The organism is Kurthia sibirica, from assembly GCF_003143975.1.
GTDB classification, from domain to species: domain Bacteria; phylum Bacillota; class Bacilli; order Bacillales_A; family Planococcaceae; genus Kurthia; species Kurthia sibirica.
The window spans coordinates 1-25,218 of record NZ_QFVR01000026.1; the positions used below are offsets into that span (position 1 = coordinate 1).

The following is a 25,218-nucleotide window of genomic DNA, read 5'->3' on the forward strand; positions in this document are numbered from 1 at the left end:
GTGAATCACTAATTCATAATCAATATTATTTTCATTAGCACCATTAACTAATGCAGAAATTTCTTTATTATTGAAAATTTGGAATGAAAGTGTTAAAAAAAGTGTTATGATAATAATTGTTATTATTATAATAGTTATACCATAAATTTTATTGCTAATTTCAGGCATTGTCATATACAAACCACCTTTGATTTTTAATAAACAAGTTAGAGAGGATATTCTTTTGAAAAAACTATACTTTTTTTTCTATTTATACTAATTATTTCATTTTTTTCGATTTTTATCAACGTATATTTTAAAGATAAAGAATATAAAAAAATTAAAATAGCAGTTTTAGATAGTGGTATAAATTCAAAAAACAAAAATATTGTATTAAAATATAATGTTTTGAATGATAGTAATTATACAAATGATGAATTTAATCACGGAACAATTATTTAGGGAGTGTAAAATATCTTGTGTAAACGAATAAATACAAAAAGGAAGACCTTTTCTTGGTAGAATTAAGTCACCACAACCAATTCTAGAAAAGAGGTCTTCCCTATGACTAAGTTTACATCAGATATTGTTCAAGCACTAGTCCAAAAACAAGATATTACCGAGGTGTTTCGATCACATTTAGAAACACCAGTTAATACGTTACTGACTACTGAGCTAACAGCCTTTTTAGATTATGAAAAATATGATCGGATTGGTTTTAATTCAGGGAATTCACGGAATGGCTCATACGATCGAACACTGCATACAGAGTACGGTGACCTTCAGGTCACGATTACTCGTGATCGTAACGGTGAGTTTAATCAACAGACAGTGGCGCCTTATAAGCGCTCTAACGATACACTCGAATCCTTTGTCATTCATATGTTTCAAAAAGGTGTGACGATGGCTGAAATTGCAGATTTAATTGAGAAAATGTATGGACATCATTACACACGTCAAACCATTTCTAATATGACACAAGCCATGGGTGAGCAAGTAGAATCCTTTAATAAAAGGGAACTCAGTCCTCGCTATATCTGTGTTTATTTAGACGCAACCTACATCTCAGTGAGACGTGAAACCGTTTCTAAAGAAGCGGTTTACATAGCTGTAGGCATTCGAGAAGATGGCTCAAAAGAAGTGATTGCTTATACAATAGCGCCAACAGAATCTGCCTTCAATTGGAAAGAGCTTCTACTCGAAATAAAAGAACGCGCGGTGTACAAGAAGTTCTTCTTTTCCTGTCGGACGGTCTAACAGGCATGGTGGACACCATTGCAAGTGTATTTCCAAAAGCAAATTTCCAAACATGTCTAGTCCATGTTGCCCGTACGATTTCTCACAAAGTACGTGTGGAAGATAGAGCTGAGATTTGCGAGGATTTCAAGACCGTTTACCGAGCCGATGACCAGGCAGACGGACAAGCAGCATTAGATATGTTCTGTTCAAAATGGAACAAATCGTACCCAAAGGTGACGAAATCATTAGCTTCAAATAATCATCTATTGACCTTCTATCAGTTCCCGAAATCTATTTGGCGCAGCATCTACTCAACGAATTTAATCGAATCCTTTAATAAGCAAATCAAGAAATATACGAAGCGTAAAGAACAGTTTCCAAACGAAGAATCCCTTGAGCGCTTCCTAGTTTCCCAGTTCCAAGACTATAATCAGCGTTTCCTTACTCGATGCCATATCGGTTTCAATCAAGCTCGAGCAGAGCTGGCCGAAATGTTTGAAGTTAACAAAGACCAGTAACTCAAATTAACGCATATATATATTCGAAAATGATCAGATACTATGAAAAGGTTGGATTGTCATTTACACATAAATATTGACACTCTCATTTTTTATTAGATAAGGGAGATAAAAATGGAAAATAATAAATATTTAATTTTTAGTGTGTGTTTTTTTATTTTTAGTGGTTTGCTTTTTACTTTAGAAAAAATTAATTGGAGTATCTATTGGTTTGCCCAAGTTAAAACAGGTAGTTTTCCTAATTATAATTCTGAAAATATTTTATTTGATAATCTATTTGTAATTTTATTTATTATTATTTCTATAGTATTTATGCTTTTATTTGTATTTAAGAAAAAATGAATTAATTTATGATTAATAATGGTTATTTGTAGAAGGTATGGAATTCCCATACCTTCTATTTTTTATATATTTTGGAATAACACGTATTACTATGTTAGTATATTTTTGTTTTAAGAAGATAGATTAATTAGCGTGTCAACGGTAAATCGCGGTTCTACAATAAATAACGTTGGTGAAGAAAAAAGCACCTATCTCAAAAAGATAGGTGCTGGAACTTCGCTAGCGTTATTTATTGTAGAACCAAAAGAAAAGAACCCTTATATACCAAGGGTTCTCAACTTATATGAAACTCTAATATGGAGACGGCGGGAATCGAACCCGCGTCCAGAAACTCCCATACTTAAGCTTCTACGCGTGTAGTTTATCTACTTAGGGTTTCACGTAGCATTATGCCGATAAACAGGCGTCTTGTACGCTAATCTTGAAATCTCTTGTACACAGCTAAGATGGCACTGTGAACCGTATCCCACTTTAAGTGAGCCTACCTACGCTACATGGGCGATAGGGCAGATAGGCAGTTTCGACAGACTAGGCTGCGAAAGCTAGGTTGTTGTTAGTTTTGCCAGTTATTATATAACTTCCGTTGGTGACGGAGCCGAGACCTCCGACGCGCGACTCAAGCCAAGACATCCCTGTCGAATCCGTAACGTCCCCTTAATATAAAGTTTAATCTGCTGCGTTCTACTTTGCGTTGTGCGTCACGTACTGTAGTACGTTTCCTTATATGCTTCCTGATGTAACAGCTAGTTTGAAATGGCATATCTTCTTTTTTAGAAGAGGATCATTTCATCTACTCCGTTATAGAGGGGGCTTACTTGGTTGCCTAGTACAAAATTTTGCAGTGATTAAAATTCCACCGGCTGGCTAGCTTGTCAGGCGAGATTTGCGCATCACTTATATGCGGTCGTCTCTCGAAGTTCCAGGTAGGTGATTAAGGTTTATTCGGAGAACAGTAATTTGAAATTACTGGATATCAGCGTTTAAGCGCTAATCTTATATTTGTTACTGTAGTCATTATATGACAAAAACAGTTGAAGTACAAGGGTTAAGGCTTGTTAGAACTGGTTTTTGGCTTTTACAGCGCGATCCATATCACGTTTTGCTTCTTTTTTCTTAAGATCATGACGTTTGTCATAGGTTTTTTTCCCTTTACCAAGGCCAATTAATAATTTAGCATAGCCATCTTTTAAGTACATTTTCAGCGGCACAATTGTATAACCATCACGTTTGACATCATATGAAAGTTGGATAATTTGCTGTTTATGCAATAATAATTTACGTGAGCGAACAGGGTCATGGTTGAAAATATTACCTTGTTCATACGTATTAATATGCATATTGGATATGAAGGCTTCCCCATTGCGAATGATAATGAATGAATCACGTAGTTGTACTTGGCTTTGACGCACAGATTTTATCTCCGTACCCGTTAAGACAAGTCCCGCTTCAATTGTCGTTTCAATGGCATAATCATGATTTGCTTTCTTATTTTGCGCTACTACTTTGCCGGATCCTTTTGGCATATGTAATCACCTCATAAGTTTTTTTTGGATAGAGTGATGCGGGAGAATGATTACTCACTGCCCCCGCTATTCTCTCCTATTATTTTTTAGGTCTTTTTTTACTTGGTTTTGCTACGCCCTCGTAAAATTTCTTGCCTGCTGGTTTTGAAGTGTCCGCACTTGATGCGCCTTCAGTACCTCTGCCTGCTTTACGATCTTGTTTACGTGTACGTCCACTAACTTTTGGACCACTTGGTGTACGTTTTGGTTTACTTGAACTTGCACCTGCTGGCTTGTTGCTTGCGTAAGATGAAGTTTTTGGTTTACCACTGCCGCTACCTGCCTTTTTGTTGGCGCTGATCACACGTGGTGTACTTGGACGTTTTGAGCGTGTATTCAATGGCATATCTGTAATAATGAAATCTACTGCTGCCTCTTCAAGATTGACTGCATGTACTTTAATCTTCACTTTATCACCGATGCGGAAAATGCGTCCTGTGCGTTCGCCAATCATCGACATTGAGCGTTCATCAAAGTTGTAATAGTCATCTGTAAGATTACTAATATGCACAAGTCCTTCAATCGTATTTTCAAGTTCGATGAACATACCAAAGTTTGTTACTGAACCTACGATGCCTTCAAACTCTTCACCGATTTTGTCAGACATATACTGTGCTTTCTTAATCGATTCTGTATCACGTTCTGCATCCACTGCACGACGTTCGCGTTCAGATGTATGCGTGGCGATTTCATCCATTTTCGCGCCCCAATAAGCGATTGTTTTATTCGACTGATCTTTATTGACGATATAGGTACGTAATAAACGATGGACGATTAAATCTGGGTAACGACGGATTGGTGATGTAAAATGTGTGTAAAATTCTGTTGATAAACCAAAGTGACCAAGTGATTGTGGGCTATATTTTGCTTGCTGCATAGAGCGAAGCATCATCGTTGAAATAACAGGATATTCTGGTTTGCCAACAACTGATTCTAGCACTTGTTGTAACGCTTTTGGATCAACGGAATCCCCTTTACCTTTTACAGTAATACCAAAGTTCGTAACAAACTCGAAGAAACGTTGTAATTTCTCTGGTTTCGGCTCTTCATGAATACGATAAATAAATGGCAAATCTTTTTTGAAAACATGTTCTGCCACTGTCTCATTGGCTGCTAACATAAAGTCTTCAATCATTTTTTCAGCAACTGTACGTTCACGAATCACAACATCGATTGGCCAGCCCTTATCATCTACTACGACTGCCGATTCTTTGAAGTCAAAATCTACGGCTCCACGAATTTCACGGCGTTGGCGTAGTAAAGCCGAAAGATCTTTCATATCGTTAAACATCGGAACTAATTTTTCATATTTAGCCATCAAATCATTGTCTTTTAACTCAACAATTTTATAGACGTCTGTATATGTCATACGTTCCGTTGTTTTAATGACACTTTCGAAAATATCATGGCCGATAACAATGCCATTTTCATCAATTGTCATTTCACAAGATAATGTTAAACGATCTACTTGTGGATTCAATGAACAGATACCATTTGATAGACGGTGCGGAATCATTGGAATAACGCGGTCTGTTAAGTACACAGATGTTGCACGGTCATATGCTTCCTTGTCTAAAATTGAATCATTGGTCACATAGTGGCTAACATCCGCAATATGAACACCCAGTGTATATGTGCCATCCGCATTTTTCACGACGCCTACTGCATCATCCAAATCCTTCGCTGTTTCACCATCGATTGTCACGACCATTTGATCGCGTAAATCGCGACGTCCTTCGATTTCTTTTGCTGTTACTTCATCTGGAATTGCTGCTGCTGCATCGACAACTTCCTGGGGAAATTCCACTGCAATCTCATGTTTATTGATGATGGATAAAATATCAACACCCGGATCATTTTTATGTCCAAGAATCGACGTAATCATACCTGATGCTGAATGACGTTCTGACGGCCACTCTGTAATTTCGACGACGACTTTATGTCCGTCAATTGCACCAAGTGTGTGATTTTTAGAAATAAAAATATCAGTACCAAATTTTTTATCGTCTGGCACAACAAAACCAAAGCCTTTGTTCGCTTGGAATTCACCGACGATACGTGAAGTACCACGTTCGATAATATCGACGATTTCACCTTCTCGACGATCGCCTGATTTAAGTTTAGAAATGCTAACTAAAACAGTATCGCCATTAAGCGCACCATTTGTAGCTGTAGGTGGTACAAATACGTCGTCCATCCCTTGAATCTCTGGTACGACAAAACCAAAACCTTTAGCATGTCCGATAAAGCGACCACGTAACTCATTCATCTGCGCTGGTAGACCATAATGATCATTACCGGCACGAACGATTTTGCCCTGTCCTTCTAATTTCACAAATGCTTTCACAAGGTCTGTGAAATCATCCGCTGCCTCTAATTGTAATTTTTCTTCAAATGTTGACACGGGTGAAGGTTTAAAGTTCTCCTGTGTCATAATGTCTAAAATTTGTTTTTCAAAATTCATAAATCGTCCCTCCTTGAAAACAGCTACTAATTTGGTTTACTCTTCCCAATCGAGTCCTTCGAAAAAATCGAGGACATCTTGCTGTAATTCAATTCTTTCTTTATCTAAAGTAATGACATGCCCTGATTGCTCATACCATTTTATATTTTTTTCATTGGATTCTACCGTGTCGTAAATGAACTGCGCCGAGCTCTTGTCGATGACGGTATCCAACCTTGCTTGTACCACAAAAATCGGTGCATAAATCTCATCGACATGGGAGCGGACATCCATAATTAACTTAGGCAGCTCTGGTAATGATGGCATGCCTTTTTCTTGTAATGTACGCAGTAATTTTTCTTGCTGTTCTTGCGTTAAAGCAAATGCACGTGCAAAATCTTTTGCATATTTTAGCACGCCTTCAAACATCACTTCGGTCGTTTTCATTGTCATTGGGGCACACATAGTTACGATTCCCTTTACAGGCATTGTATAACCTAATTTTAATGAAAAAACACCACCTAATGATAAACCTGCGACAGCAATTTCTTTATATCCTTTATCTAGCAGCTCTTGGTAAGCGCCTATCACATCTTGCCACCAATCACTTGGGCTAGTTTGGATGAGTTTTTCGGGTGAAACGCCATGCCCTTTATAGTGAGGGGCAATTGATGTATAACCATGCTTCTGCAAGAATCGTCCGAGCATATGAACGTCTGCGGAGTTCCCTGTAAAGCCATGGAGTAACAATACCGCTCTTGGGCCTGCTTCAAAAAAGAGTGGTTTCGGTAGTGACACACGCATTCGTCAAACCTCCAGTATAGAAGAAATTTGTTTCTCCGTTGCTTATAACAGAAAACGCCTAACCTTTTGGTGGTTAGACGGGTATGATCTGCTCATTAAACTTTCGCAATTGCAATAACAAGTCCGAAGAAAATTATTGAAAGTACAATTGTTACACGATGTAAAACTAAGTCTAAACCACGTGCTTTTGATTTACCAAAAAGCTGCTCAGCACCACCAGAAATCGCACCTGACAGGCCTGCAGTTTTACTAGATTGTAATAATACTACGACGATAAGTGCTGCCGCTACGATCAGCAATGAAACTAAAATCGCTGTATGCATAAATTCCACCTCCTGTATCAAAACCTCATAACAAAATCATTTTATGTAAAATGTCATTGCTATAAATTTTCACACGAATTCAATGATAATTCCATTTTAACATGAACTGTCTATTGTACATAGTCATATATTGTTTTTTCTTTATTTTTACAAATTCGAGCATAAAAAAAGCAGTAGAAATCTACAGAATTTCCACTGCTCATAATAAGCTAGCCAATTTTTTCAAGCCATTCTTTTGTAGCTGATTCTATTACTTGCCAATTGCCATCTACTATCCATTTTTTATTTAGTAAGTCACTACCTGCCCCTACTGCATCTGCACCAGCATCAAAATAATCTTGAACTGTTTCAAGTGTTATACCACCAGTAGCCATAATACTAATAAAGTCTAATGGACCTTTAACATTTTTTATAAAATTTGCACCTACTGATGATGCTGGAAATACTTTAACCATTTGGGCACCTGCACTATAAGCGGCATAGATTTCAGTTGGTGTCATTACACCCGGTATAACAGGGATTTTTTTATTCACTGCATACTGTACAACTGCATGATTGAACAGGGGGGATACAATAAATTGGGCACCTGCAGCGATTGCTTTTTTACAGTCATCTAATGACAGCACTGTCCCTGCACCAATGAGTATGTCATCTTTTAATTTCGAACGATTTTCCGTTATAATTTCTAAAGCTTTATCCGTATCTAAAGTAATTTCAATAGCTTGAACCCCTCCGTTTACAAGTGCCTCGATTAATTTTTGACTCGTAGTATACGGAATTTTTCGTAATACAGGAATCAATTTAATCCCTTGAAGTAATTCATACATTTTCGTCGTCACCTTTCAACGTTCTATATTCTCACGAAGCCCTAAATATACTTCGACATCTTCGTAATAGGGTAGCCCTTCATTATCACCTTGAACTTGAACGACCATCGCACCTACTGCATTGGCAAATTTCATGATTTTATCGATATGCCAACCTTTCAATATTCCACATAGAAAAGCTGCACTAAAACCATCACCTGCACCTACTGTGTCGACAACCTTGTCAACTTTTTCACCTGGTACATGCACCCATTGCCCGTGGGATAAATAGCTAGCACCTGATGCTCCATCTTTTAAAATAACTTGCTCAAATGCATATTTTTTTAATAATTCTAAAATAATTGTCATATCTGTTGTATTAAAAATGATTTCTAATTCTTCACGACCTGCTAATAAATAATCTACATATGGTAAATACGTCAAAATAGTTTGACGGGCCTCTTCTTTTGACCATAACTTCAAGCGAATATTAGGATCAAAAGATACCTTAACACCGGAAGTATGCGCAATTTTTAATGTTTGGAAAAGCACTTCTCGATTTTGTTGTCGAATCGATGGAAAAACACCCGATAAATGAATTATTTTTGCTGATTGAATATAATCAATTGGCAATTGATCGATTGTTAATGTTTCTGTTGGTGATTTTTGTCGGTAGTAAAAAGTTCGAGCTTTTCCTGATTCATGTATTTCTTTAAAATTTAATGATGTTGCATAGTTTTCAACTAACTGAACTTCTGAAACATCAATACCTTCTCCGCGGATGGTATTGATAATATGACGACCGAATTCATCACGACCGAGTCGACTAATCCAACCTGATTTCATACCAAGTCGTGCGCAACCAATCATGACATTCAATTCAGCCCCCCCTATTTTACGTTCAAAATGATTAACGAAGCGAAGGGGTCCTTTTGCTATTGGGTCAAAAGTAATCATACCGTCCCCTATTGTTATTATATCTAATTGTTTAACATTCATCTATTAGCGCCCCATCCATCCGCCATCTACTACTAGTGTATGACCCGATACATAATCTGATGCTTTTGAAGCTAAAAATACAGCTGCACCAACTAGATCATCACCCTGCCCCCATCTACCAGCGGGTATACGTTCAATAATAGATTGACTACGTTGTTCATCATTGCGAAGCGCTTCAGTGTTATTCGTTGAAATATACCCCGGAGCGATTGCATTTACTTGAATATTTTTTGATGCCCATTCATTTGCTAATGCCTTTGTTAAACCTGCTACAGCATGTTTACTTGCTGTATAACTTGGTACATTGATTCCTCCTTGAAAAGAGAGTAAAGAAGCAATATTTATGATTTTCCCACCGCCATTGTCAATCATAGATTTCCCACATAATTGACTTAGTGCAAATACAGCATTTATATTAACATCCATCACGCGTTGCCATTGATCAAATTCATGTTCGGCTGCAGGCTGTCGATGTATAACCCCCGCATTATTCACCAAAATATCAACTTGATATTTCTCAATAATTGGTGAAATTTTACTACGAATACTCGATACATCACTTAAATCGATAAAAAAAGTATCATAGGTACCTTTAAGTTTCTCTATTTGCTGTTGGGTATCTTGCATATTATCTTGATGTCCTATTAAAATGACATGTGCCCCTACAGCAGCCAACCCTACTGCTATTGCTTGCCCAATTCCCGTTCTTGCACCTGTTACGATAGCATTTTTACCTTTTAATGAAAAATAATCAAGTTGAAAACTCATCGTTGTTCCTCTTCTCTATTAATTAAATTATAAACTATCTACCTTCCTAACCAACCGCCATCCACTGCGATCGTAAAACCATTTACATAATTTGCTGCTGGTGATGCTAAAAAAATAACTGCACCTTTTATATCTTGGCCATTGCCCCAACGCGCTGCAGGAATTCGTTCTAATATTTGCATGCTACGCTTATGATCCGCTAGTAACGCTTCATTCATATCTGTTGCCATATAACCTGGTGCTATAGCGTTTACATTAAGACCTTTTGATGCCCATTCGTTGGCCAATGCTTTGGTTAAACCTGTGACTGCATGTTTACTCGCCGCATATGCTGCAATATTCAAACCGCCTTGATACGATAAAAGAGAAGCAATATTAATAATTTTCCCTTCTCCTCTAGAAATCATACTTTTACTAAACAGCTGACAAAGCAAAAAGATAGAATTTGCATTAACGTCCATTACACTATTCCAATCTTCTTGAGGAAATTCAACTGCTGGATATCTTTTTTGAATACCTGCATTATTGACTAAAATGTCAACTTCACCTAGTTGCTGTTCTACTATTTTAAGTATTTGTGGATACTGTTCAAATTCACCTAAATCAGCTGAAATAGATATGGCACGAACACCTAGTTTCCTGATTATTTCTATTACATCTGGACAAACTGTTCGCGAGATGATAGCAATATTCGCCCCAGCTTCAGCTAAAGCGATTGCAATCTCCCTTCCCAACCCTCGACTGCCACCAGTCACTACAGCATTTTTACCTATAAGACTAAATAGTTCATTCATCTATACACCCCCATGAAATTGAAACAGTACTTTTATCGCATCACTAGGTGTTGTTAGAAGTTCAAAACCTTTCATTGCTTCCTCTGGGGCTAGTATATGCGTAATTATTTTTTCGAATTGTGTTTCAGTTTGCAGTAATTGTAGTGCCAATTCTATGTCTCTTTTCGTATAAACACGAACAAACTGCATATTTATTTCCTTAAACATCCCTTGAATCAAATTTACTTCTGTCGGTTTTTTATATGCTGCAACAATAACAATCGTTCCTTGTACTTTTACAATATCAGTTACTTGTTTCATTACATTTGGATGTCCTGCACAATCAAATACATAATCCACTCCACTATTATTCGTTCGGGCCAATAGAGCTTCATGTACATGATCTACTGATGGATTCAACGTATGAAAACCTAGTTCACTGGCCTTTTCCAATCTTTTTAAATTTGTTTCAACTACCGTCACATCACTAGCTCCGTATAATTTTAAAGTTAAGGCTACACAGAGACCTATCGTTCCTGCACCGTAAACAACTGCACGATCTCCAACTAAAAATCGTGCGGTACGTACTGCATGTACGGCTACGGCTACTGGTTCTGCCAAAGCACCTAATTTCAATGATACATTTGCTGGTAAAGGAATTATTTTATCATTTTTCACTACACAATAATCCGCCATCCCACCAGGCATATCGATACCGACTAATTTAAGTTCCTCGCAAACATGACTTTGACCTGTTTGACAAGGTATACACGTTCCACAATTAATAAGTGGATTGACGGTCACTTTTGTACCAATTTCATATAAGGAATGCTTACTAGCAACTGTTGCTGAAAATTCATGGCCGATAATTAATGGTGCTGTCGCACGCGGATGTGTCCCTGCAAATATATTTAAATCCGTTCCACAAATACCAGCATAATAATTTTTCAATAATACATAGCCTTCTTCAATCCTAGGCTGTGATTCATCTCTACACACTACTTCGTTAGCTTGTTTATAAACTATTGCTTTCAATAAGTAGCAACCTCCCTTCTGTTATTTCATGAAGCCTAGTGCTGTTGGAAGCCAAGTTGATAAAAACGGAATATAAGTTACAAGTAATAATACAAATGCCGTTACAGCAAAGAATGGTAGAAGTGGTCTAATAACATGCTCTAATTTAAGCTTTGCAACTCTTGCACCTACAAACAACACAGGACCTACTGGCGGTGTTATTGTACCGATACTGAGATTGAAAACGACCATAATACCAAAATGTACTGGATCCATACCAAATTGCAAAACAATCGGTAGGAAAATAGGTGTGAATATTAAGATTGCTGGCGTCGGATCCATAAATGTTCCAACTATTAACAAAACAATATTCATAATTATTAAAATGACTACAAAACTATTGGTGAAACCTAAAAGTGAATCTGCTATAAAGGCTGGAATTCCTGTAAATGCCATAACCCATGACATAATTGTTGAAACACCAATTAAAAAAATAACAATTGCAGTTGTACGCGTTGATTCAAGTAAAATTCTTGGTAATTCTTTTATTTGGATTGTTCGATATAAAAATGATAGTAATAAAGCATAAACAACCGCTATCGCCGAACCTTCTGTTGCTGTAAATATCCCACCAACAATGCCGCCTATTACTAAAATAATTAAGAAGAAACTTGGTATAGCATCCCAAAATACTTTTATTGCTACTTTGAACGACACTCTCTCATCTGCTTTAAGACCACGTCTTTTCGCCATGAAAAAAGCTACAATCATACAGCCTAGTCCCCACAGAATACCTGGTATATATCCAGCCATAAATAATGCTGCAATTGAGGTTCCTCCACTAACAAGAGAAAAAACAATCAGTGTATTACTAGGAGGAATTAGCATTCCTGTTGGTGCAGAAGCAATATTTACTGCTGCGCTAAATGGTTTGTCATAGCCTTCTTTTTCTTGCATCGGTCCCATCGTTGAGCCAACTGCTGCCGCCGCTGCTACTGCTGAACCTGAAATCGATCCAAACATCATATTTGCTAACACATTGGTTTGTGCCAGGGATCCAGGTATTCTTCCAGCCATAACTTTTGCACAGTTTACTAATCTCATTGCGATTCCACCGTTATTCATAATAACTCCAGCTAAAATGAAAAATGGAATCGCTAATAATGTAAATGAGTTCATACCTGTGAACATTCGTTGTGCCGCAGTTTGCAAAGCATTTTCTGGTCCTAATATCGAAAATATAGCTAGAACAGATGCAATCCCTACACTTATGCTTATTGGGGCACCAAGGACTAAATAAACTAAAACGCCAACTAATAATATTAACCCCGCAATTCCAACACTCGTCATGCTAAATCCCCTCTCTCACTAGAAACTCAATCAATTTCTAGCGGCTCTCTCGTTTTAATAACAGTGAAAATATTATACAAACTATAAAAAACGATGAAACAGGCACTAATTGGCATAGCCGTGTACAATACGCCAACGGGAATTTGAAGTGCAGCTGACATTTGAGTCCACGCCATTTGAACACCAGCAAATCCACCTACAAGCATAACTGCTCCCGCAAAAGCTATAATACTTAGTTCGATAAATACTTGTGCCAAAATCTTCATTTTTTTCGGCATTGCATCTTGCACAAATTCAATACGCATATGACCATTTTCTCCGAAGACATAAGCCGCCCCAAATAGCACTAACCAAACAAAGCAGTACTTTGCTAATTCTTCAGTAATTGAACTTGGGTTATTTAAGATAAATCGTGTGACAACCTGCCAGGTTACAAGTATTACCAAAGCACCGAACAAGCTAATACACACATACTCCAAGATCTTATCTAAAGATTTTTTTGCTATTTCCATTCGTTGTCACCGCCAATTATTTTGCAGCTTCTTGAACTTTTTTATAAAGTTCTTTTGCTGTATCTGAGTTTAATTTAGAATCTACTACACCCTGGGTTGCCGACTTGAAGGACTCAACATCTACTTCATTAAATTTCGCTCCAGCTGATTTCGCTGTAGCAGTCGCCTTCTCTACTTCTGCACTCCATAACTCCACTTCTTTACTCACAGCTGCTGCCATCTCATCTTTAAAAATTGTTTGTTGAGTTTCTGACATACCATCAAAAATTTTCGTATTTACTAGTACATAATCCGGAAACATTAAATGTCTTGTATATGAATAATAGGGCGCTACTTCTGAATGTTTCATATTCGCAAAAATCAGCTCATTGTTTTCGCCGCCATCAATAACGCCTGATTGAATTGCCGTATATACTTCACCTTGACCCATCGGTGTTCCTGTACCACCCATAGCTGCTAACATTTTAATGTTCGTATCTGATTCAATAACACGAATTTTCATTCCTTTTAAATCAGCAGGTGTGTTTACCGCTTTTTTACTGTTATAAATATTACGTTCACCTGAGTGGAATGCACCAGCAATTATTAAACCTTGACCTTTTAATGAATCAAACAATTCACCTACAATATCTTTATTTTGTAAAACTGACATTTGATGCTCTTTAGAAGTAAATACATAAGGTAAATTTAACACTGAAAAATCTTCATTTAAATTTTCTAATAACCCACCCGCAACAACTGACATTGCAATTGTTCCAGATTGTGTTAATTCCATCGCTTCACGTTGTGCACCTAAAGTTTCATTTGGGTATAATTCCAATTTGTATGCGCCCTCTGTTCGCTTCTCTAACTTTTCTCCAAAATCCTTTAATGCTACATATTGTGGATGATCTTCTCCCTGGTTAAAAGCAACTTTTAATATCGTTGCCTTTACTGATTTACCATCTGCACTCGTTGTATCTTTTTCTCCGCATGCTGTTAACAATACCCCTAGACAAATTACAAACATGAATGTGATCAATCTCTTCATTTTCCCCGTCCCCTTTTATAAGTTATTTACTGGATACTCCAGTTTTTGTCCTGTAATAAATCGTATAGATTCTTCTGCTACTTTACGTTTTAGTTCTTGTCCTGATTGTTCTGAGTACCAAGCCATATGTGGTGTAATGAGTAGATTTTCTAATTGCAATAACTTGTTGTTTTTAGAGATTGGCTCACTTTGAAGTACGTCTAAGGCTGCTCCGGCAATATGCCCTGCACGCATCACTTCATATAAAGCTTCTTCATCAATAATTCCCCCCCTAGAAACATTGACAATATAAGCCTCTTTTTTCATTTTCAACAATACTTCTTTATTGAAGAGATATTCTGCGCCATCTAAAGGACTATGAATCGAAATAATATCTGATTCTTCAACCACCTTTTCAAAACTTACAAAATCAATGAATTGACTATCAAATTTTCTTTTTTTAGCTTCTGCTGAAGGATCCCAAGCAATAATTCGACTTCCCAAAGGTTTTACTTTTTCTGCGAAAGCGCTCCCAATTCTTCCAACACCAATAATACCTATGGTTTGATCAGCCAAGCGTCGAATTGGAATACTTTTCTGATAATTCCACTCACCTTTTTTTACATGACTCGTCATCAAAGAGGTTTTTCTTACTAAAGTCAACATCAATGCTAATGCATGATCTGCTACCTCCTGTGTTCCATAATCAGGTATATTACATACTTGTACATGATGCTTTGTTGCTTCATCTAGATCAATATTATTCACACCTACACCGTAACGAACGATCATTTTCAAATGAGGCAATTGAGCAAAGACTTCTGCAGTAAATGGGGCATACTGATTAATAATCACTTCAGCCTGTTGACAATTGTCGATTACTTCTTGAGCCGTTTTATTTTGTTGTAATTGTACCGTCATTCCTACATTTGCAAATACAGATTTCTCTATTGCAATATCTGCGTGATCACAATCTGAAATAATAATATTCATTGGAAATACCTCATTATCACTTGATTTATTTTAAATCTTCCATAGCCACTGCATCCATATCATCAAAATCTAAGTTTTCACCACACATTCCCCAAATAAATGTATAGTTATTTGTGCCAATACCTGAATGAATGGACCAACTTGGTGATAAAATTGCTTGTTCATTCGACATGATAATATGTCGTGTTTCTTGTGGTTGTCCCATTAAATGAAAGATGCGTGTCTCTTTTTCTAAATCAAAATAAAAGTATACTTCCATGCGTCGTTCATGTGTATGGCAAGGCATTGTATTCCATCCGCTACCTTCCGCCAGTTCTGTCATACCCATGCTTAACTGGCAAGTATCGACTACTGCTGGATGAATAAATTGATTGATAACACGTTTATTCATCGTTTCATCTGAACCAAGGGGTACTTGGTTTGCCTTTTTCATATCTATTTTTGTTGTTGGATATACTTTATGTGCCGGACAACAATTGATATAAAATTTTGCTGGCTTGTCTTTATTTACAGATTCAAAGTATAAATCCTTTGTTTCTTTTCCAATATATAGTGCTTCTTTATTATGAATGTCATAAACTGTTCCATCACATACAATACGACCTGAACCTCCTATATTTATAACACCCATTTCTCGTCTTTCAAGAAAATAATCTGCGGCTAATTCTTTACCAGTATCCAGTTTAACTTTTTTTGAAACTGGATAGATACCTCCATAAATAATTCTATCCACATGGCTATAAGTAAGTGTTGCTTCATCTTCAACAAATACTTTTTCCATTAAAAATTCACTTCTTAATTTCTCAGTCGTATAATTTTTTACATCTTCTGGATGGTGTGCATAAAGAATCTTCATTTAAATATCTCTCCTTCTTTTTTGTTCCACATTGTAGAACTGTGTTCCATTAATTTATATTATAAGTGGAAACGCTTCCAAATTACAATACATATTTAGTATTTTTTCAAAAAATTCACTTTTTTTTATTGTTAGTTTACAAAATGTAACTCATTACTTATGATGAGATGTAAGAAAGATAAGGGGAGATAAACATGGCGATCGTACAATCTATTGAAAGAGCTTTCGTTTTACTTGAATTTTTATCAGATTATCCTGATGGTATGAAAATCACAACACTCGCAAATGAAAGTGGCCTATCTAAAAGTACCGTCCATAGACTTCTTTCAACACTGATTGAATTAAACTATGTAAAACAAAATCGAGTGACAGAAGAATATCAAATTAGTTTTAAAGCATTATATTTAACACGTAATATTTTATCGAGCTCTCCTCTCATTTCAACGGCAAATCCTATTTTGCATAAACTTGTTGATGATATTAACGAAACAGTGCACCTATGTATTGAAAATGATGAAAAAATTATCTATATTGATAAAATAAAAAGTAATCAACCAATTCAAATGTCTTCAAAAATAGGTAGCACTGCACCGATGTATTGTACTGGCATTGGAAAAATGCTGTTATCAGATACAGAGAATACTGTACTAGATGATATTATTAGTCGTATTTCATTTATTAAACGTACTGAAAATACAATTACAACGAGTAAAGATTTCAAAGTTGAAATCCAAAAAATTCGATCTCAAGGCTACGCATTAGATAATATTGAAAATGAAAATGAAATCCGTTGTATCGCAGCACCTATTTATGATTACACTGGGCGAATTATAGCCAGTTTTAGCGTATCTGGATTAAGTACTCATATAACGCTAGAACGTATTGAGGAGTCCCTGGCAAATCAATTATTAAAAGCCGCTCAGGAGATTTCACTGCAACTTGGTTATTCAGGAGAAAAATTCCATAAATAATGCAAAAAATCCAGAGAATCGAATCGATTCTCTGGATTTTTTCATAAAAAAAACACCCATCATGGGCGTAGCATTGCGTTCGTTACAGGAGTATGTTACATTTATATAGATACACATAGTTATAAAAAATTTAGTATACCCCTTATTATATAGTATAAATCATTTTTTAGCATTTGTCAAATAAAGTTATGTAGAGGAGTGGTTTTATGACCGCAGCATTCGACAAGGAACAGCAGCGTATAGACAGAGTAGCGGCGACAATCGCTACGCAAATAGAGAAATTGACGGAGGAAACGGCTCACCGAAAAGAAGATATCGTCAATATTCGCAAACAATTTACAGAGGAAATCTCTTTTAATACAGATGATTCATTTGATGATTATTTAGAAACAGTATTAGCACTTCGCCAAGAGGCGGTTGAATTGACAGTTAGTCAAAGTTCACATCGCATTGCAACAAAGCGTTTGGAGAAGTTGAAAAAGATGAAAAGTTCACCGTATTTCGGGCGTATTGATATCACAGAGGAGGACTTCCCTGGCACCGACGAAATATATGTTGGTACCTCTTCTTTAATGGATGACAGCGGGGAGGATTTCCTCATCTATGATTGGCGTGCACCAGTCGCCAGCATTTATTATGATTTCGAACCAGGTCCAATACGCTATAAAACACCAAATGGCTTTATCACAGGGACACTAGAGAAAAAATACCAATATTTAATAAAAGATGGTATTTTACAGTCGATGTTTGATACAAGTTTAACGATTGGTGATGAGGTGTTGCAACAAGTGCTTGGTCAAGGTACCAATAAACATATGAATAGCATCGTCGCAACCATTCAACAAGAACAAAACCAAGTCATTCGTCATGATTATAAAAAATTACTCGTCGTGCATGGTGCGGCTGGTAGTGGCAAGACTTCTGCTGCCTTGCAACGCATCGCCTATTTACTCTATAAGTATCGGGAAACATTAACAGCTGATCAAATTATTCTGTTCTCACCAAATGCCATGTTTAATAGTTATGTTTCGAATGTATTACCTGAACTTGGTGAAGAAAATATGCATCAAGTAACTTTCCAAGAATATTTGAACGAACGCCTACAAGATGATTTCACTGTCGAAACACCCTTTGAACAATTAGAGTATATTTTAACGCAGGAAGATTCCCCCATTCATCGTACTCGCGTAGCAAGCATTAAGTTCAAAGCATCTTCACAATTTTTTGAGGCTATTGAAACATATCGTAAAGCGTTAGAAATAGAAGGAATGATTTTCAAAGATTTAACATTCCGTGGTCAAGTACTCATCACTGGGAAAGAAATAGCCGAGCGTTTTTATAGTGATACAGAGGCTAGTCGCTTTACTAATCGTGTGGAATTATTAAAAGAATGGTTAACCAATTTATTAAAAGAAACGCTAGAAACAGAAATGAAAGAGCCATGGGTTCATGAAAAGGTAGAGTTGCTGAGTGAAAATTCATACCGTAAAGCGAAAGAACATTTAGTGAAAAAACATGGTTTGCGTAATGAAGAGGCTGATGAGTATGAAGTGACAACGGAGGAACTTGCACGCTTAATCACATTACAACATTTGCAGCCGCTGCGTACCATTGTCGATTCATTTTCATTTGTTGATAGCAAAGCGATATATGCGCAACTATTTGCTGATCCACAGGCGATCACGAGATGGACATCTGGCGAAACACCCGCTGAATGGGCTGATATTTGCCGTGAGACACTTGCCATGCTCACTGATAACCATTTATCCTATGAGGATGCTACGCCTTTCCTATTGATGCGTGCGCTTATTCAAGGATTTAGTACGAATCGCACAATCAAACAAATTCTCATCGATGAAGCACAGGATTACTCCACTTTCCAATTCGAATATTTAAAACGACTGTTCCCCGAAACGAGTATGACCGTTCTAGGGGACTTTAACCAAGCGATTTTTGCTCACGCAAGTGATGATATTGATTTCCATGGGTTGAACCGTTTATACGGCGAAGAACAAACGGCAATTGTCAATATGACACGTAGCTACCGGTCTTCAAAACCAATCATCGATTTCACAAGTAGCCTTGTACCAAATGGGGCCTCCATCATTCCTTTTGATCGCGAAGGTGTGTTACCTACCCTTACACAAGTGGCTACTACGGAAGAGTTACACCATTCAATAGCCTCTAAAATTGCAGCACTACGTGATGAAGGTTATGTTAGCATCGCTATTATCTGTAAATCAGCAGAAGAAAGTATTGCTGCTGATCATGGTTTGGCTTCCGTTGAAAATCTAAAACTGATTACAAAAGGGTCTCAAGAATATGAAGAAGGTGCCGTTGTGATTCCAAGTTATTTAGCGAAGGGCGTTGAATTTGAAGCTGTAATTATTTACGATGCTTCTGCAAAACAGTATGGTGACGAGCGTGTACTGCGTCTTTTCTATACAGCTTGTACGCGTGCAATGCACGAACTACAGCTATATAGCCTAGGTCCCGTGACACCACTCATCTCGCACGCTCTGCGCGATGGTCTCATTCAATAATAGAGGCCCAAAGTCGATTTTCATAACGACTTTGGGCTTTTTTTATTAAAAAATACTCAGGTCATACTGTTCTGAAATTTTTTTTAAGAAAGCGATACTGGTCACACTATTACCGATTTCATCGATGGCTGGTCCGAATGTTGCGATACCAATCTTTCCACTTAAACCTTCCATACTCTCAGGATTTGCAATACTTAACACAGCACCTGACACGCCACTTTTAGCTGGAATCCCAACGAAGGTTGCAAATTTGCCTGATGCATTATACATACCACATGTTAGCATCAGCGCTTTTGCGACCTTCGCTATTTTTTTTGAAAAGAAATATTCATTTGTTAGTGGATCCACGCCATCATTCGATAAAATAAGACCAATTTTCGCCAAACATCTTGCATCGACCTCGATGGAACATTGTCGAAAATAATTATCGAGCGCTACTTCCACATCGCCTACCAATACTTCATTTGACTTCAAATAATAAGCAATGGCGCGGTTACGATCCGCTGTCACTATTTCAGATTGATATACTTCTTCATTAATTGTTGTTTCCACACCCGTCATTTTCGATATGAAATTATAGAGACCAACAAGTTGTTGTTCTTTGGTATTCCCTACTAAAAGGGAGCTTACCGTAATCGCACCCGCATTGATTAGTGGGTTAAACGGTTTACCTAAATACGTATTTTCCAAACGTATAATTGAATTAAATGAATCGCCTGTTGGTTCTACATCGACATGCTTCAATACCTCATCAAGACCATGTTCTTCACAGACATAGATGAAGCTAATCACTTTCGAAATACTTTGCAATGTAAACTTTTCTGTCACATCACCTGAACTGAAGCTTTTACCATGCTCATCAATTATATGCACGAAAAACAAGGACGGATCCTTATCTGCCAATGCAGGAATATAACTCGCTGCCTGCCCTCTCGTATAAAGTGGTCTACACAAATCTACCAATCTTTGAAGTTCTTCCATTTAATCACTTCTCCCTGTCGTTTTTATTCCATACCCTAAAACACGCTCCATCACAGATGTGAAAATCACTCATTCTCACTATAAGCTACCATAAATTATAGGCCAACCCTGCTATTTTCTTCAGACAATTTCTGTGAAGTTGATCATTAGTTGTTATAGCTGTCATACGAATAGGACTATCAAAATCACCTAGTATTTTTTGGCTCCGTATCAAATGCGAGGGGGAATGAAATTGTCTTTTCTGAAAAACATTTTCCACAAGAACAAATAGAGCGTCGACACTTATAATACAGAAGAATAAGTCGTTCAAACCATTTTAAGTAGTTCATTTTTCGTATGCGATCATCATGCACTTTCGAAGTAATGGACTGACAAGCCGGATAAATATGTGAACGTTTCGGCATTTCTATAAAAAAGAGTAGACTTGCCCTCAATTTCTTCCATTTTGTTGACTAAAACATCTTTTAACCCTGGAATAGTCATAATAGATTTCATATAGGATTTTTCACCTTTCTACCCTTACTTATTATGCATCATTTTAAGTATAGAAGATTTGGTGAGCCTGTGCTTTTTTCTGTCTATTTTTAGGTATGTTTATCATGATTAAAAGAAATGGCGAAGACTCCTGCCGAAAAACAAGTAGTAAGCAATCGCTATTTCTAATTGTCTAAAACATGAATTGTTTCGATACCCCACCATATATAATAGAACCGTTATAAAAAAAGCCTCCCCTTAAATGGGAAGGCTTTTCATATAAAATCAATTATTTTTTAAGGTTATAGAAAGAGTTTAGGCCTTGGAATACTGCTGTATGACCAAGTTCATCTTCGATACGTAATAGTTGGTTGTATTTAGCAACGCGGTCAGTACGTGAAGGGGCACCTGTTTTGATTTGTCCTGCATTTGTAGCGACTGCGATATCAGCGATTGTTGTGTCTTCTGATTCGCCTGAACGGTGAGAGATTACTGCTGTATAACCAGCACGTTTCGCCATTTCAATCGCGTCTAAAGTTTCAGTCAGTGTACCGATTTGATTTACTTTAATCAAGATTGAGTTACCGATACCTTCAGCAATACCACGTGATAATTTTTCCGTGTTTGTCACGAATAAATCGTCACCCACTAATTGTACGCGATCACCAATACGCTCAGTCAATAGTTTGTGGCCAGCCCAGTCATTTTCGTCAAGACCGTCTTCAATTGAGATGATTGGGTATTTAGAAGACATCTCTTCATACCAAGCAACCATTTCTTCAGAAGTTTTTACAACGCCTTCGCCTGAAAGATGATATTTACCGTCTTCTTTGTTGTAAATTTCAGAAGCGGCAACGTCCATTGCCAATTGTACTTCTTCGCCTGGTTTGTAACCAGCACGTTCGATTGCTACCATAATTGTAGAAAGTGCCTCTTCATTTGATGTTAAGTTTGGTGCGAATCCACCTTCATCACCTACCGCAGTATTGTGATTAGATTCTTTAAGAACAGCTTTTAATGAATGGAAAATCTCCGTACCCATTTGTAATGCCTGTTTGAACGATTTCGCCCCTACCGGCATAACCATGAATTCTTGAATATCAACATTATTATCCGCATGTTCTCCACCATTTAAGATATTCATCATTGGTACTGGAAGTTGTTTTCCGTTGAAACCGCCGATGTATTTGTAAAGAGGTAGACCGTGAACTTCAGCCGCTGCACGTGCAACTGCTAAAGATACACCAAGAATTGCGTTTGCGCCTAAGTTACCTTTGTTTGCAGTACCATCAAGTGCAATCATTTTAGCATCAATTTCGACTTGTTCAGTTACTGCGTAGCCACCGATTAGGGCAGGAGCAATAATATCATTGACGTTTGATACAGCTTTCATAACACCTTTACCAAGGTAGCGTGCTTTATCTCCATCACGTAATTCAACTGCTTCGTATTCACCAGTTGAAGCGCCTGAAGGAACGATTGCACGTCCAAAAGCACCTGATTCTGTTAATACTTCTACTTCTACTGTTGGGTTACCGCGTGAGTCTAAGACTTCGCGTGCGTATACGTCTGTAATAATTGGCATGTTTTATGATCTCCCTTTAATTAAAATAATGGTTTTCCTGTCATTTCGGCAGGTTGTTCAACTTCTAATAATTTAAGCATTGTTGGTGCAAGGTCACATAGCTTACCTGTGTCTCGTAATGTAATTCCCTGTTGCGTAACGATTACCGGAACTGGGTTTGTCGTATGCGCAGTCATCGGGTCACCATCGAGCGTCAACACTTCATCTGAATTACCATGATCGGCTGTAATAATCGCTGCTCCACCTTTTGCAAGGATAGCATCGACGATTTCGCCTAGGCATTCATCTACCGCTTCGATTGCTTTGATTGTCGGTTCTAACATTCCACTATGACCAACCATATCTGGATTTGCAAAGTTTAAAATAATGGCATCCGTCTTGTCACCATTGATCTCAGCAACTAATGCATCTTTCACTTCATAGGCACTCATTTCTGGTTGTAAATCATATGTCGCTACTTTTGGAGAATTGATAAGGATGCGATTTTCACCATCAAATTTTGCTTCACGTCCACCACTCATAAAGAATGTTACATGTGGGTATTTCTCAGTTTCTGCAATGCGTAATTGGCGTAAACCTGCATGTGATAAAACTTCTCCAATAGTATTTTTTAAATCATCATCATAGAACGCAATATCGCCTATAACAGTTTCACTATACTTCTTAAAGCAATCAAATACAATATTTTTTGGATGTTTTGCACTTAATTCAAAACCATCAAATGATGGATTTGTAAGTGCCGTTGACAACTGAATCGCACGATCTGGACGGAAGTTGAAAAAAATCACAGCATCATTATCATCAAGCGTTGCAACTGGTTTACCATCTTTTTCAATCACAAATGGTACAACGAATTCATCCTTCACATTAGATGCGTAAGAAGCTTCAATTCCAGCGATTGGATTCGGTGCTTTTGGACCGACTCCATCAACGATAACATCGTAGGCCTTCTTCTCACGATCCCAACGATTATCACGATCCATCGCATAATAACGACCACTGATGGTTGCAAATTGCCCTACACCAATGTCTTGCATTTGACGCTGTGTTTCTTCTACATATTTTATAGCTGTTTTAGGGCCAACGTCGCGACCGTCTAAAAAGGCGTGAACGAAAACATCCTCGACCCCTTGTTGTTTCGCTAACTTTAATAATGCGAAAAGATGCTCATAGTGACTATGCACGCCACCATCTGACAATAAGCCCATCAGATGCAGTTTTGAATTATTTTTCTTCACATGATTAATTGCTTTTAAAAATGTTTCATTTGTAAAGAAATCACCATCTTGAATCGACTTACCAATACGCGTTAAGCTTTGATAAACAACACGTCCAGCGCCAATATTTAAATGGCCTACTTCAGAATTACCCATCTGTCCGTCAGGAAGACCTACAGCCTCACCAGACGCCAAAATTTGTGTATGCGGAAATTCTTTAAAATAACGATCAAAATTAGGCTTGTTTGCTTGTACGACTGCGTTACCAAATACTTCATCACGACAGCCGAAACCATCAAGAATTATAAGTGCTACCGGTCTTTTAGGCATTTGCGCCCGCCTCCAATAATTTCAGATATGATGCTGCGTCTAAGCTTGCTCCACCGACTAGTGCGCCATCAATATGTTCCATTGACAATAATTCCACAACATTTGCTGGTTTAACGCTACCACCATATTGAATACGTACAGCTTGAGCGACATAGTCATTCACCGCTTCACCAATCGCTGCACGAATTTCACCACATGTTTCATTGGCATCTTGAGCTGTAGCTGTTTTACCAGTTCCAATCGCCCAAATCGGTTCGTATGCAACGACTACTGACGTTACTTGCTCAGGTGTCAGGCCTGCGATTGCTGCTGTAATTTGTGAAGAGACCTTCGATACAGTTTGACCAGCTTCACGTTCTTCTAATGTTTCACCACAGCAAATAATAGGTGTTAAACCATGTGCAAAAGCGGCATGTGCTTTCTTATTCACTGCTTCATCTGTTTCATTAAAATATTCTCGACGTTCCGAATGACCAAGAACAACATATTTTACAACGATATCAGCCAATTGTGATGGGCTAATCTCTCCCGTAAATGCACCTTCTACCTCATAGTGCATGTTTTGAGCACCAACCTCTAAATCTGTACCCTTTGTTGCCACTACTAAAGACTGTAGATAAACAGCAGGTGCACAAATAACAGATTCTACCTTACTTGCTGATGGTATATTATTTTTTACAGCTTCGACAAATTGAAGTGCCTCTGCTTGGTTTTTATACATTTTCCAGTTTCCTGCAATAATTGGTTTACGCATCGAAAATATCCTCCTTAAAATAACTGATTGTAAAGAGACAGACGAATGTCGTACCTATAAGGTTCGGTAATTC

At 37.5% G+C, this 25,218-nt stretch carries 22 protein-coding genes, 1 other RNA gene and 1 pseudogene; 4 read left to right on the top strand and 20 right to left on the bottom strand.

Annotated elements, in window-relative coordinates:
* Window positions 1-543: 543 nt before the first annotated feature.
* Both DEX24_RS14665 and DEX24_RS14670 read left to right on the top strand, forming a co-directional pair.
* Window positions 544-1,736: pseudogene (locus tag DEX24_RS14665) on the top strand (IS256 family transposase).
* A gap of 114 nt (window positions 1,737-1,850) precedes the next feature.
* Window positions 1,851-2,078 carry a hypothetical protein gene (locus DEX24_RS14670; protein WP_109307169.1) on the top strand — a complete coding sequence of 76 codons (228 nt, stop codon included), beginning with the start codon at window positions 1,851-1,853 and terminating at the stop codon, window positions 2,076-2,078.
* Between the two features lie 294 nt (window positions 2,079-2,372).
* On the opposite strand, the gene ssrA is transcribed toward DEX24_RS14670, so the two are convergent.
* From ssrA to kduI, 15 genes are all read right to left on the bottom strand, one after another.
* Window positions 2,373-2,732, bottom strand: a transfer-messenger RNA (tmRNA) gene (gene ssrA, locus DEX24_RS14675).
* 401 nt (window positions 2,733-3,133) lie between these two features.
* Window positions 3,134-3,601: an SsrA-binding protein SmpB gene (gene smpB, locus DEX24_RS14680; protein WP_109307170.1), complete on the bottom strand. Its 468-nt coding sequence runs from the start codon at window positions 3,599-3,601 to the stop codon at window positions 3,134-3,136.
* Window positions 3,602-3,680: 79 nt separating this feature from the next.
* Window positions 3,681-6,104 carry a ribonuclease R gene (rnr, locus tag DEX24_RS14685; RefSeq protein WP_109307171.1) on the bottom strand — a complete coding sequence of 808 codons (2,424 nt, stop codon included), beginning with the start codon at window positions 6,102-6,104 and terminating at the stop codon, window positions 3,681-3,683.
* A 36-nt stretch (window positions 6,105-6,140) separates the two neighbouring features.
* On the bottom strand, window positions 6,141-6,887 hold the full coding sequence (locus DEX24_RS14690) for an alpha/beta hydrolase (RefSeq protein ID WP_109307172.1): 747 nt from the start codon (window positions 6,885-6,887) through the stop codon (window positions 6,141-6,143).
* A 95-nt stretch (window positions 6,888-6,982) separates the two neighbouring features.
* Complete coding sequence (gene secG, locus DEX24_RS14695) at window positions 6,983-7,210, bottom strand: preprotein translocase subunit SecG (RefSeq protein ID WP_109307173.1); 228 nt, start codon at window positions 7,208-7,210, stop codon at window positions 6,983-6,985.
* 209 nt (window positions 7,211-7,419) lie between these two features.
* The gene (locus DEX24_RS14700) at window positions 7,420-8,037 is read right to left on the bottom strand and encodes a bifunctional 4-hydroxy-2-oxoglutarate aldolase/2-dehydro-3-deoxy-phosphogluconate aldolase (RefSeq protein ID WP_109307174.1); all 618 of its coding nucleotides are present in this window, start codon (window positions 8,035-8,037) and stop codon (window positions 7,420-7,422) included.
* A 15-nt stretch (window positions 8,038-8,052) separates the two neighbouring features.
* Window positions 8,053-9,015, bottom strand: a complete 963-nt coding sequence (locus DEX24_RS14705; RefSeq protein WP_109307175.1) for a sugar kinase — start codon at window positions 9,013-9,015, stop codon at window positions 8,053-8,055.
* 3 nt (window positions 9,016-9,018) lie between these two features.
* Window positions 9,019-9,783, bottom strand: a complete 765-nt coding sequence (gene kduD / locus DEX24_RS14710; protein WP_109307176.1) for a 2-dehydro-3-deoxy-D-gluconate 5-dehydrogenase KduD — start codon at window positions 9,781-9,783, stop codon at window positions 9,019-9,021.
* A 38-nt stretch (window positions 9,784-9,821) separates the two neighbouring features.
* Window positions 9,822-10,577, bottom strand: coding sequence for an SDR family NAD(P)-dependent oxidoreductase (locus DEX24_RS14715; protein WP_109307177.1), 756 nt, complete (start codon window positions 10,575-10,577; stop codon window positions 9,822-9,824).
* Window positions 10,578-11,591 (bottom strand): zinc-dependent alcohol dehydrogenase, encoded by a 1,014-nt coding sequence (locus DEX24_RS14720; protein ID WP_109307178.1) that lies wholly within the window; start codon window positions 11,589-11,591, stop codon window positions 10,578-10,580.
* Between the two features lie 21 nt (window positions 11,592-11,612).
* Complete coding sequence (locus tag DEX24_RS14725) at window positions 11,613-12,920, bottom strand: TRAP transporter large permease (RefSeq protein WP_109307179.1); 1,308 nt, start codon at window positions 12,918-12,920, stop codon at window positions 11,613-11,615.
* A gap of 26 nt (window positions 12,921-12,946) precedes the next feature.
* A complete protein-coding gene (locus DEX24_RS14730; RefSeq protein ID WP_109307180.1) occupies window positions 12,947-13,432 on the bottom strand; it encodes a TRAP transporter small permease in 486 nt (161 codons plus the stop codon).
* Window positions 13,433-13,448: 16 nt separating this feature from the next.
* Entirely contained in the window at window positions 13,449-14,462 is a 1,014-nt protein-coding gene (locus tag DEX24_RS14735; protein ID WP_109307181.1) for a TRAP transporter substrate-binding protein, read from the bottom strand.
* Window positions 14,463-14,477: 15 nt separating this feature from the next.
* Window positions 14,478-15,434 (bottom strand): C-terminal binding protein, encoded by a 957-nt coding sequence (locus tag DEX24_RS14740; protein ID WP_109307182.1) that lies wholly within the window; start codon window positions 15,432-15,434, stop codon window positions 14,478-14,480.
* Window positions 15,435-15,459: 25 nt separating this feature from the next.
* Window positions 15,460-16,290, bottom strand: a complete 831-nt coding sequence (gene kduI / locus DEX24_RS14745) for a 5-dehydro-4-deoxy-D-glucuronate isomerase (RefSeq protein WP_109307183.1) — start codon at window positions 16,288-16,290, stop codon at window positions 15,460-15,462.
* Window positions 16,291-16,484: 194 nt separating this feature from the next.
* On the opposite strand from kduI, the gene DEX24_RS14750 reads away from it, so the two are divergent.
* Window positions 16,485-17,261 carry an IclR family transcriptional regulator gene (locus tag DEX24_RS14750; RefSeq protein ID WP_109307184.1) on the top strand — a complete coding sequence of 259 codons (777 nt, stop codon included), beginning with the start codon at window positions 16,485-16,487 and terminating at the stop codon, window positions 17,259-17,261.
* A 206-nt stretch (window positions 17,262-17,467) separates the two neighbouring features.
* Window positions 17,468-19,804 (top strand): RNA polymerase recycling motor HelD, encoded by a 2,337-nt coding sequence (helD, locus tag DEX24_RS14755; protein ID WP_109307185.1) that lies wholly within the window; start codon window positions 17,468-17,470, stop codon window positions 19,802-19,804.
* A 45-nt stretch (window positions 19,805-19,849) separates the two neighbouring features.
* On the opposite strand, the gene glsA is transcribed toward helD, so the two are convergent.
* From glsA to tpiA, 5 genes are all read right to left on the bottom strand, one after another.
* On the bottom strand, window positions 19,850-20,785 hold the full coding sequence (gene glsA / locus DEX24_RS14760) for a glutaminase A (RefSeq protein ID WP_109307186.1): 936 nt from the start codon (window positions 20,783-20,785) through the stop codon (window positions 19,850-19,852).
* A 345-nt stretch (window positions 20,786-21,130) separates the two neighbouring features.
* Window positions 21,131-21,280: a hypothetical protein gene (locus DEX24_RS17285; protein WP_170112965.1), complete on the bottom strand. Its 150-nt coding sequence runs from the start codon at window positions 21,278-21,280 to the stop codon at window positions 21,131-21,133.
* Window positions 21,281-21,548: 268 nt separating this feature from the next.
* A complete protein-coding gene (eno, locus tag DEX24_RS14765) occupies window positions 21,549-22,844 on the bottom strand; it encodes a phosphopyruvate hydratase (protein WP_109307187.1) in 1,296 nt (431 codons plus the stop codon).
* A gap of 20 nt (window positions 22,845-22,864) precedes the next feature.
* Window positions 22,865-24,391, bottom strand: coding sequence for a 2,3-bisphosphoglycerate-independent phosphoglycerate mutase (gpmI, locus tag DEX24_RS14770; protein WP_109307188.1), 1,527 nt, complete (start codon window positions 24,389-24,391; stop codon window positions 22,865-22,867).
* Window positions 24,384-25,145, bottom strand: a complete 762-nt coding sequence (tpiA, locus tag DEX24_RS14775) for a triose-phosphate isomerase (protein WP_109307189.1) — start codon at window positions 25,143-25,145, stop codon at window positions 24,384-24,386. Before tpiA ends, gpmI begins: the two co-directional genes overlap by 8 nt.
* Window positions 25,146-25,218 lie beyond the last annotated feature (73 nt).

What these genes read in the sequence shown, in the direction of transcription:
- gpmI (WP_109307188.1), bottom strand. Translation starts at nt 24,391, where the DNA reads ATGCCTAAAAGACCGGTAGCACTTATAATTCTTGATGGTTTCGGCTGT.
- DEX24_RS14735 (WP_109307181.1), bottom strand. Translation starts at nt 14,462, where the DNA reads ATGAAGAGATTGATCACATTCATGTTTGTAATTTGTCTAGGGGTATTG.
- secG (WP_109307173.1), bottom strand. Translation starts at nt 7,210, where the DNA reads ATGCATACAGCGATTTTAGTTTCATTGCTGATCGTAGCGGCAGCACTT.
- DEX24_RS14690 (WP_109307172.1), bottom strand. Translation starts at nt 6,887, where the DNA reads ATGCGTGTGTCACTACCGAAACCACTCTTTTTTGAAGCAGGCCCAAGA.
- DEX24_RS14730 (WP_109307180.1), bottom strand. Translation starts at nt 13,432, where the DNA reads ATGGAAATAGCAAAAAAATCTTTAGATAAGATCTTGGAGTATGTGTGT.
- kduD (WP_109307176.1), bottom strand. Translation starts at nt 9,783, where the DNA reads ATGAGTTTTCAACTTGATTATTTTTCATTAAAAGGTAAAAATGCTATC.
- DEX24_RS14725 (WP_109307179.1), bottom strand. Translation starts at nt 12,920, where the DNA reads ATGACGAGTGTTGGAATTGCGGGGTTAATATTATTAGTTGGCGTTTTA.
- kduI (WP_109307183.1), bottom strand. Translation starts at nt 16,290, where the DNA reads ATGAAGATTCTTTATGCACACCATCCAGAAGATGTAAAAAATTATACG.
- DEX24_RS14750 (WP_109307184.1), top strand. Translation starts at nt 16,485, where the DNA reads ATGGCGATCGTACAATCTATTGAAAGAGCTTTCGTTTTACTTGAATTT.
- glsA (WP_109307186.1), bottom strand. Translation starts at nt 20,785, where the DNA reads ATGGAAGAACTTCAAAGATTGGTAGATTTGTGTAGACCACTTTATACG.
- smpB (WP_109307170.1), bottom strand. Translation starts at nt 3,601, where the DNA reads ATGCCAAAAGGATCCGGCAAAGTAGTAGCGCAAAATAAGAAAGCAAAT.
- DEX24_RS14740 (WP_109307182.1), bottom strand. Translation starts at nt 15,434, where the DNA reads ATGAATATTATTATTTCAGATTGTGATCACGCAGATATTGCAATAGAG.
- eno (WP_109307187.1), bottom strand. Translation starts at nt 22,844, where the DNA reads ATGCCAATTATTACAGACGTATACGCACGCGAAGTCTTAGACTCACGC.
- DEX24_RS14715 (WP_109307177.1), bottom strand. Translation starts at nt 10,577, where the DNA reads ATGAATGAACTATTTAGTCTTATAGGTAAAAATGCTGTAGTGACTGGT.
- DEX24_RS14705 (WP_109307175.1), bottom strand. Translation starts at nt 9,015, where the DNA reads ATGAATGTTAAACAATTAGATATAATAACAATAGGGGACGGTATGATT.
- DEX24_RS14670 (WP_109307169.1), top strand. Translation starts at nt 1,851, where the DNA reads ATGGAAAATAATAAATATTTAATTTTTAGTGTGTGTTTTTTTATTTTT.
- helD (WP_109307185.1), top strand. Translation starts at nt 17,468, where the DNA reads ATGACCGCAGCATTCGACAAGGAACAGCAGCGTATAGACAGAGTAGCG.
- tpiA (WP_109307189.1), bottom strand. Translation starts at nt 25,145, where the DNA reads ATGCGTAAACCAATTATTGCAGGAAACTGGAAAATGTATAAAAACCAA.
- rnr (WP_109307171.1), bottom strand. Translation starts at nt 6,104, where the DNA reads ATGAATTTTGAAAAACAAATTTTAGACATTATGACACAGGAGAACTTT.
- DEX24_RS14700 (WP_109307174.1), bottom strand. Translation starts at nt 8,037, where the DNA reads ATGTATGAATTACTTCAAGGGATTAAATTGATTCCTGTATTACGAAAA.
- DEX24_RS17285 (WP_170112965.1), bottom strand. Translation starts at nt 21,280, where the DNA reads ATGAAATCTATTATGACTATTCCAGGGTTAAAAGATGTTTTAGTCAAC.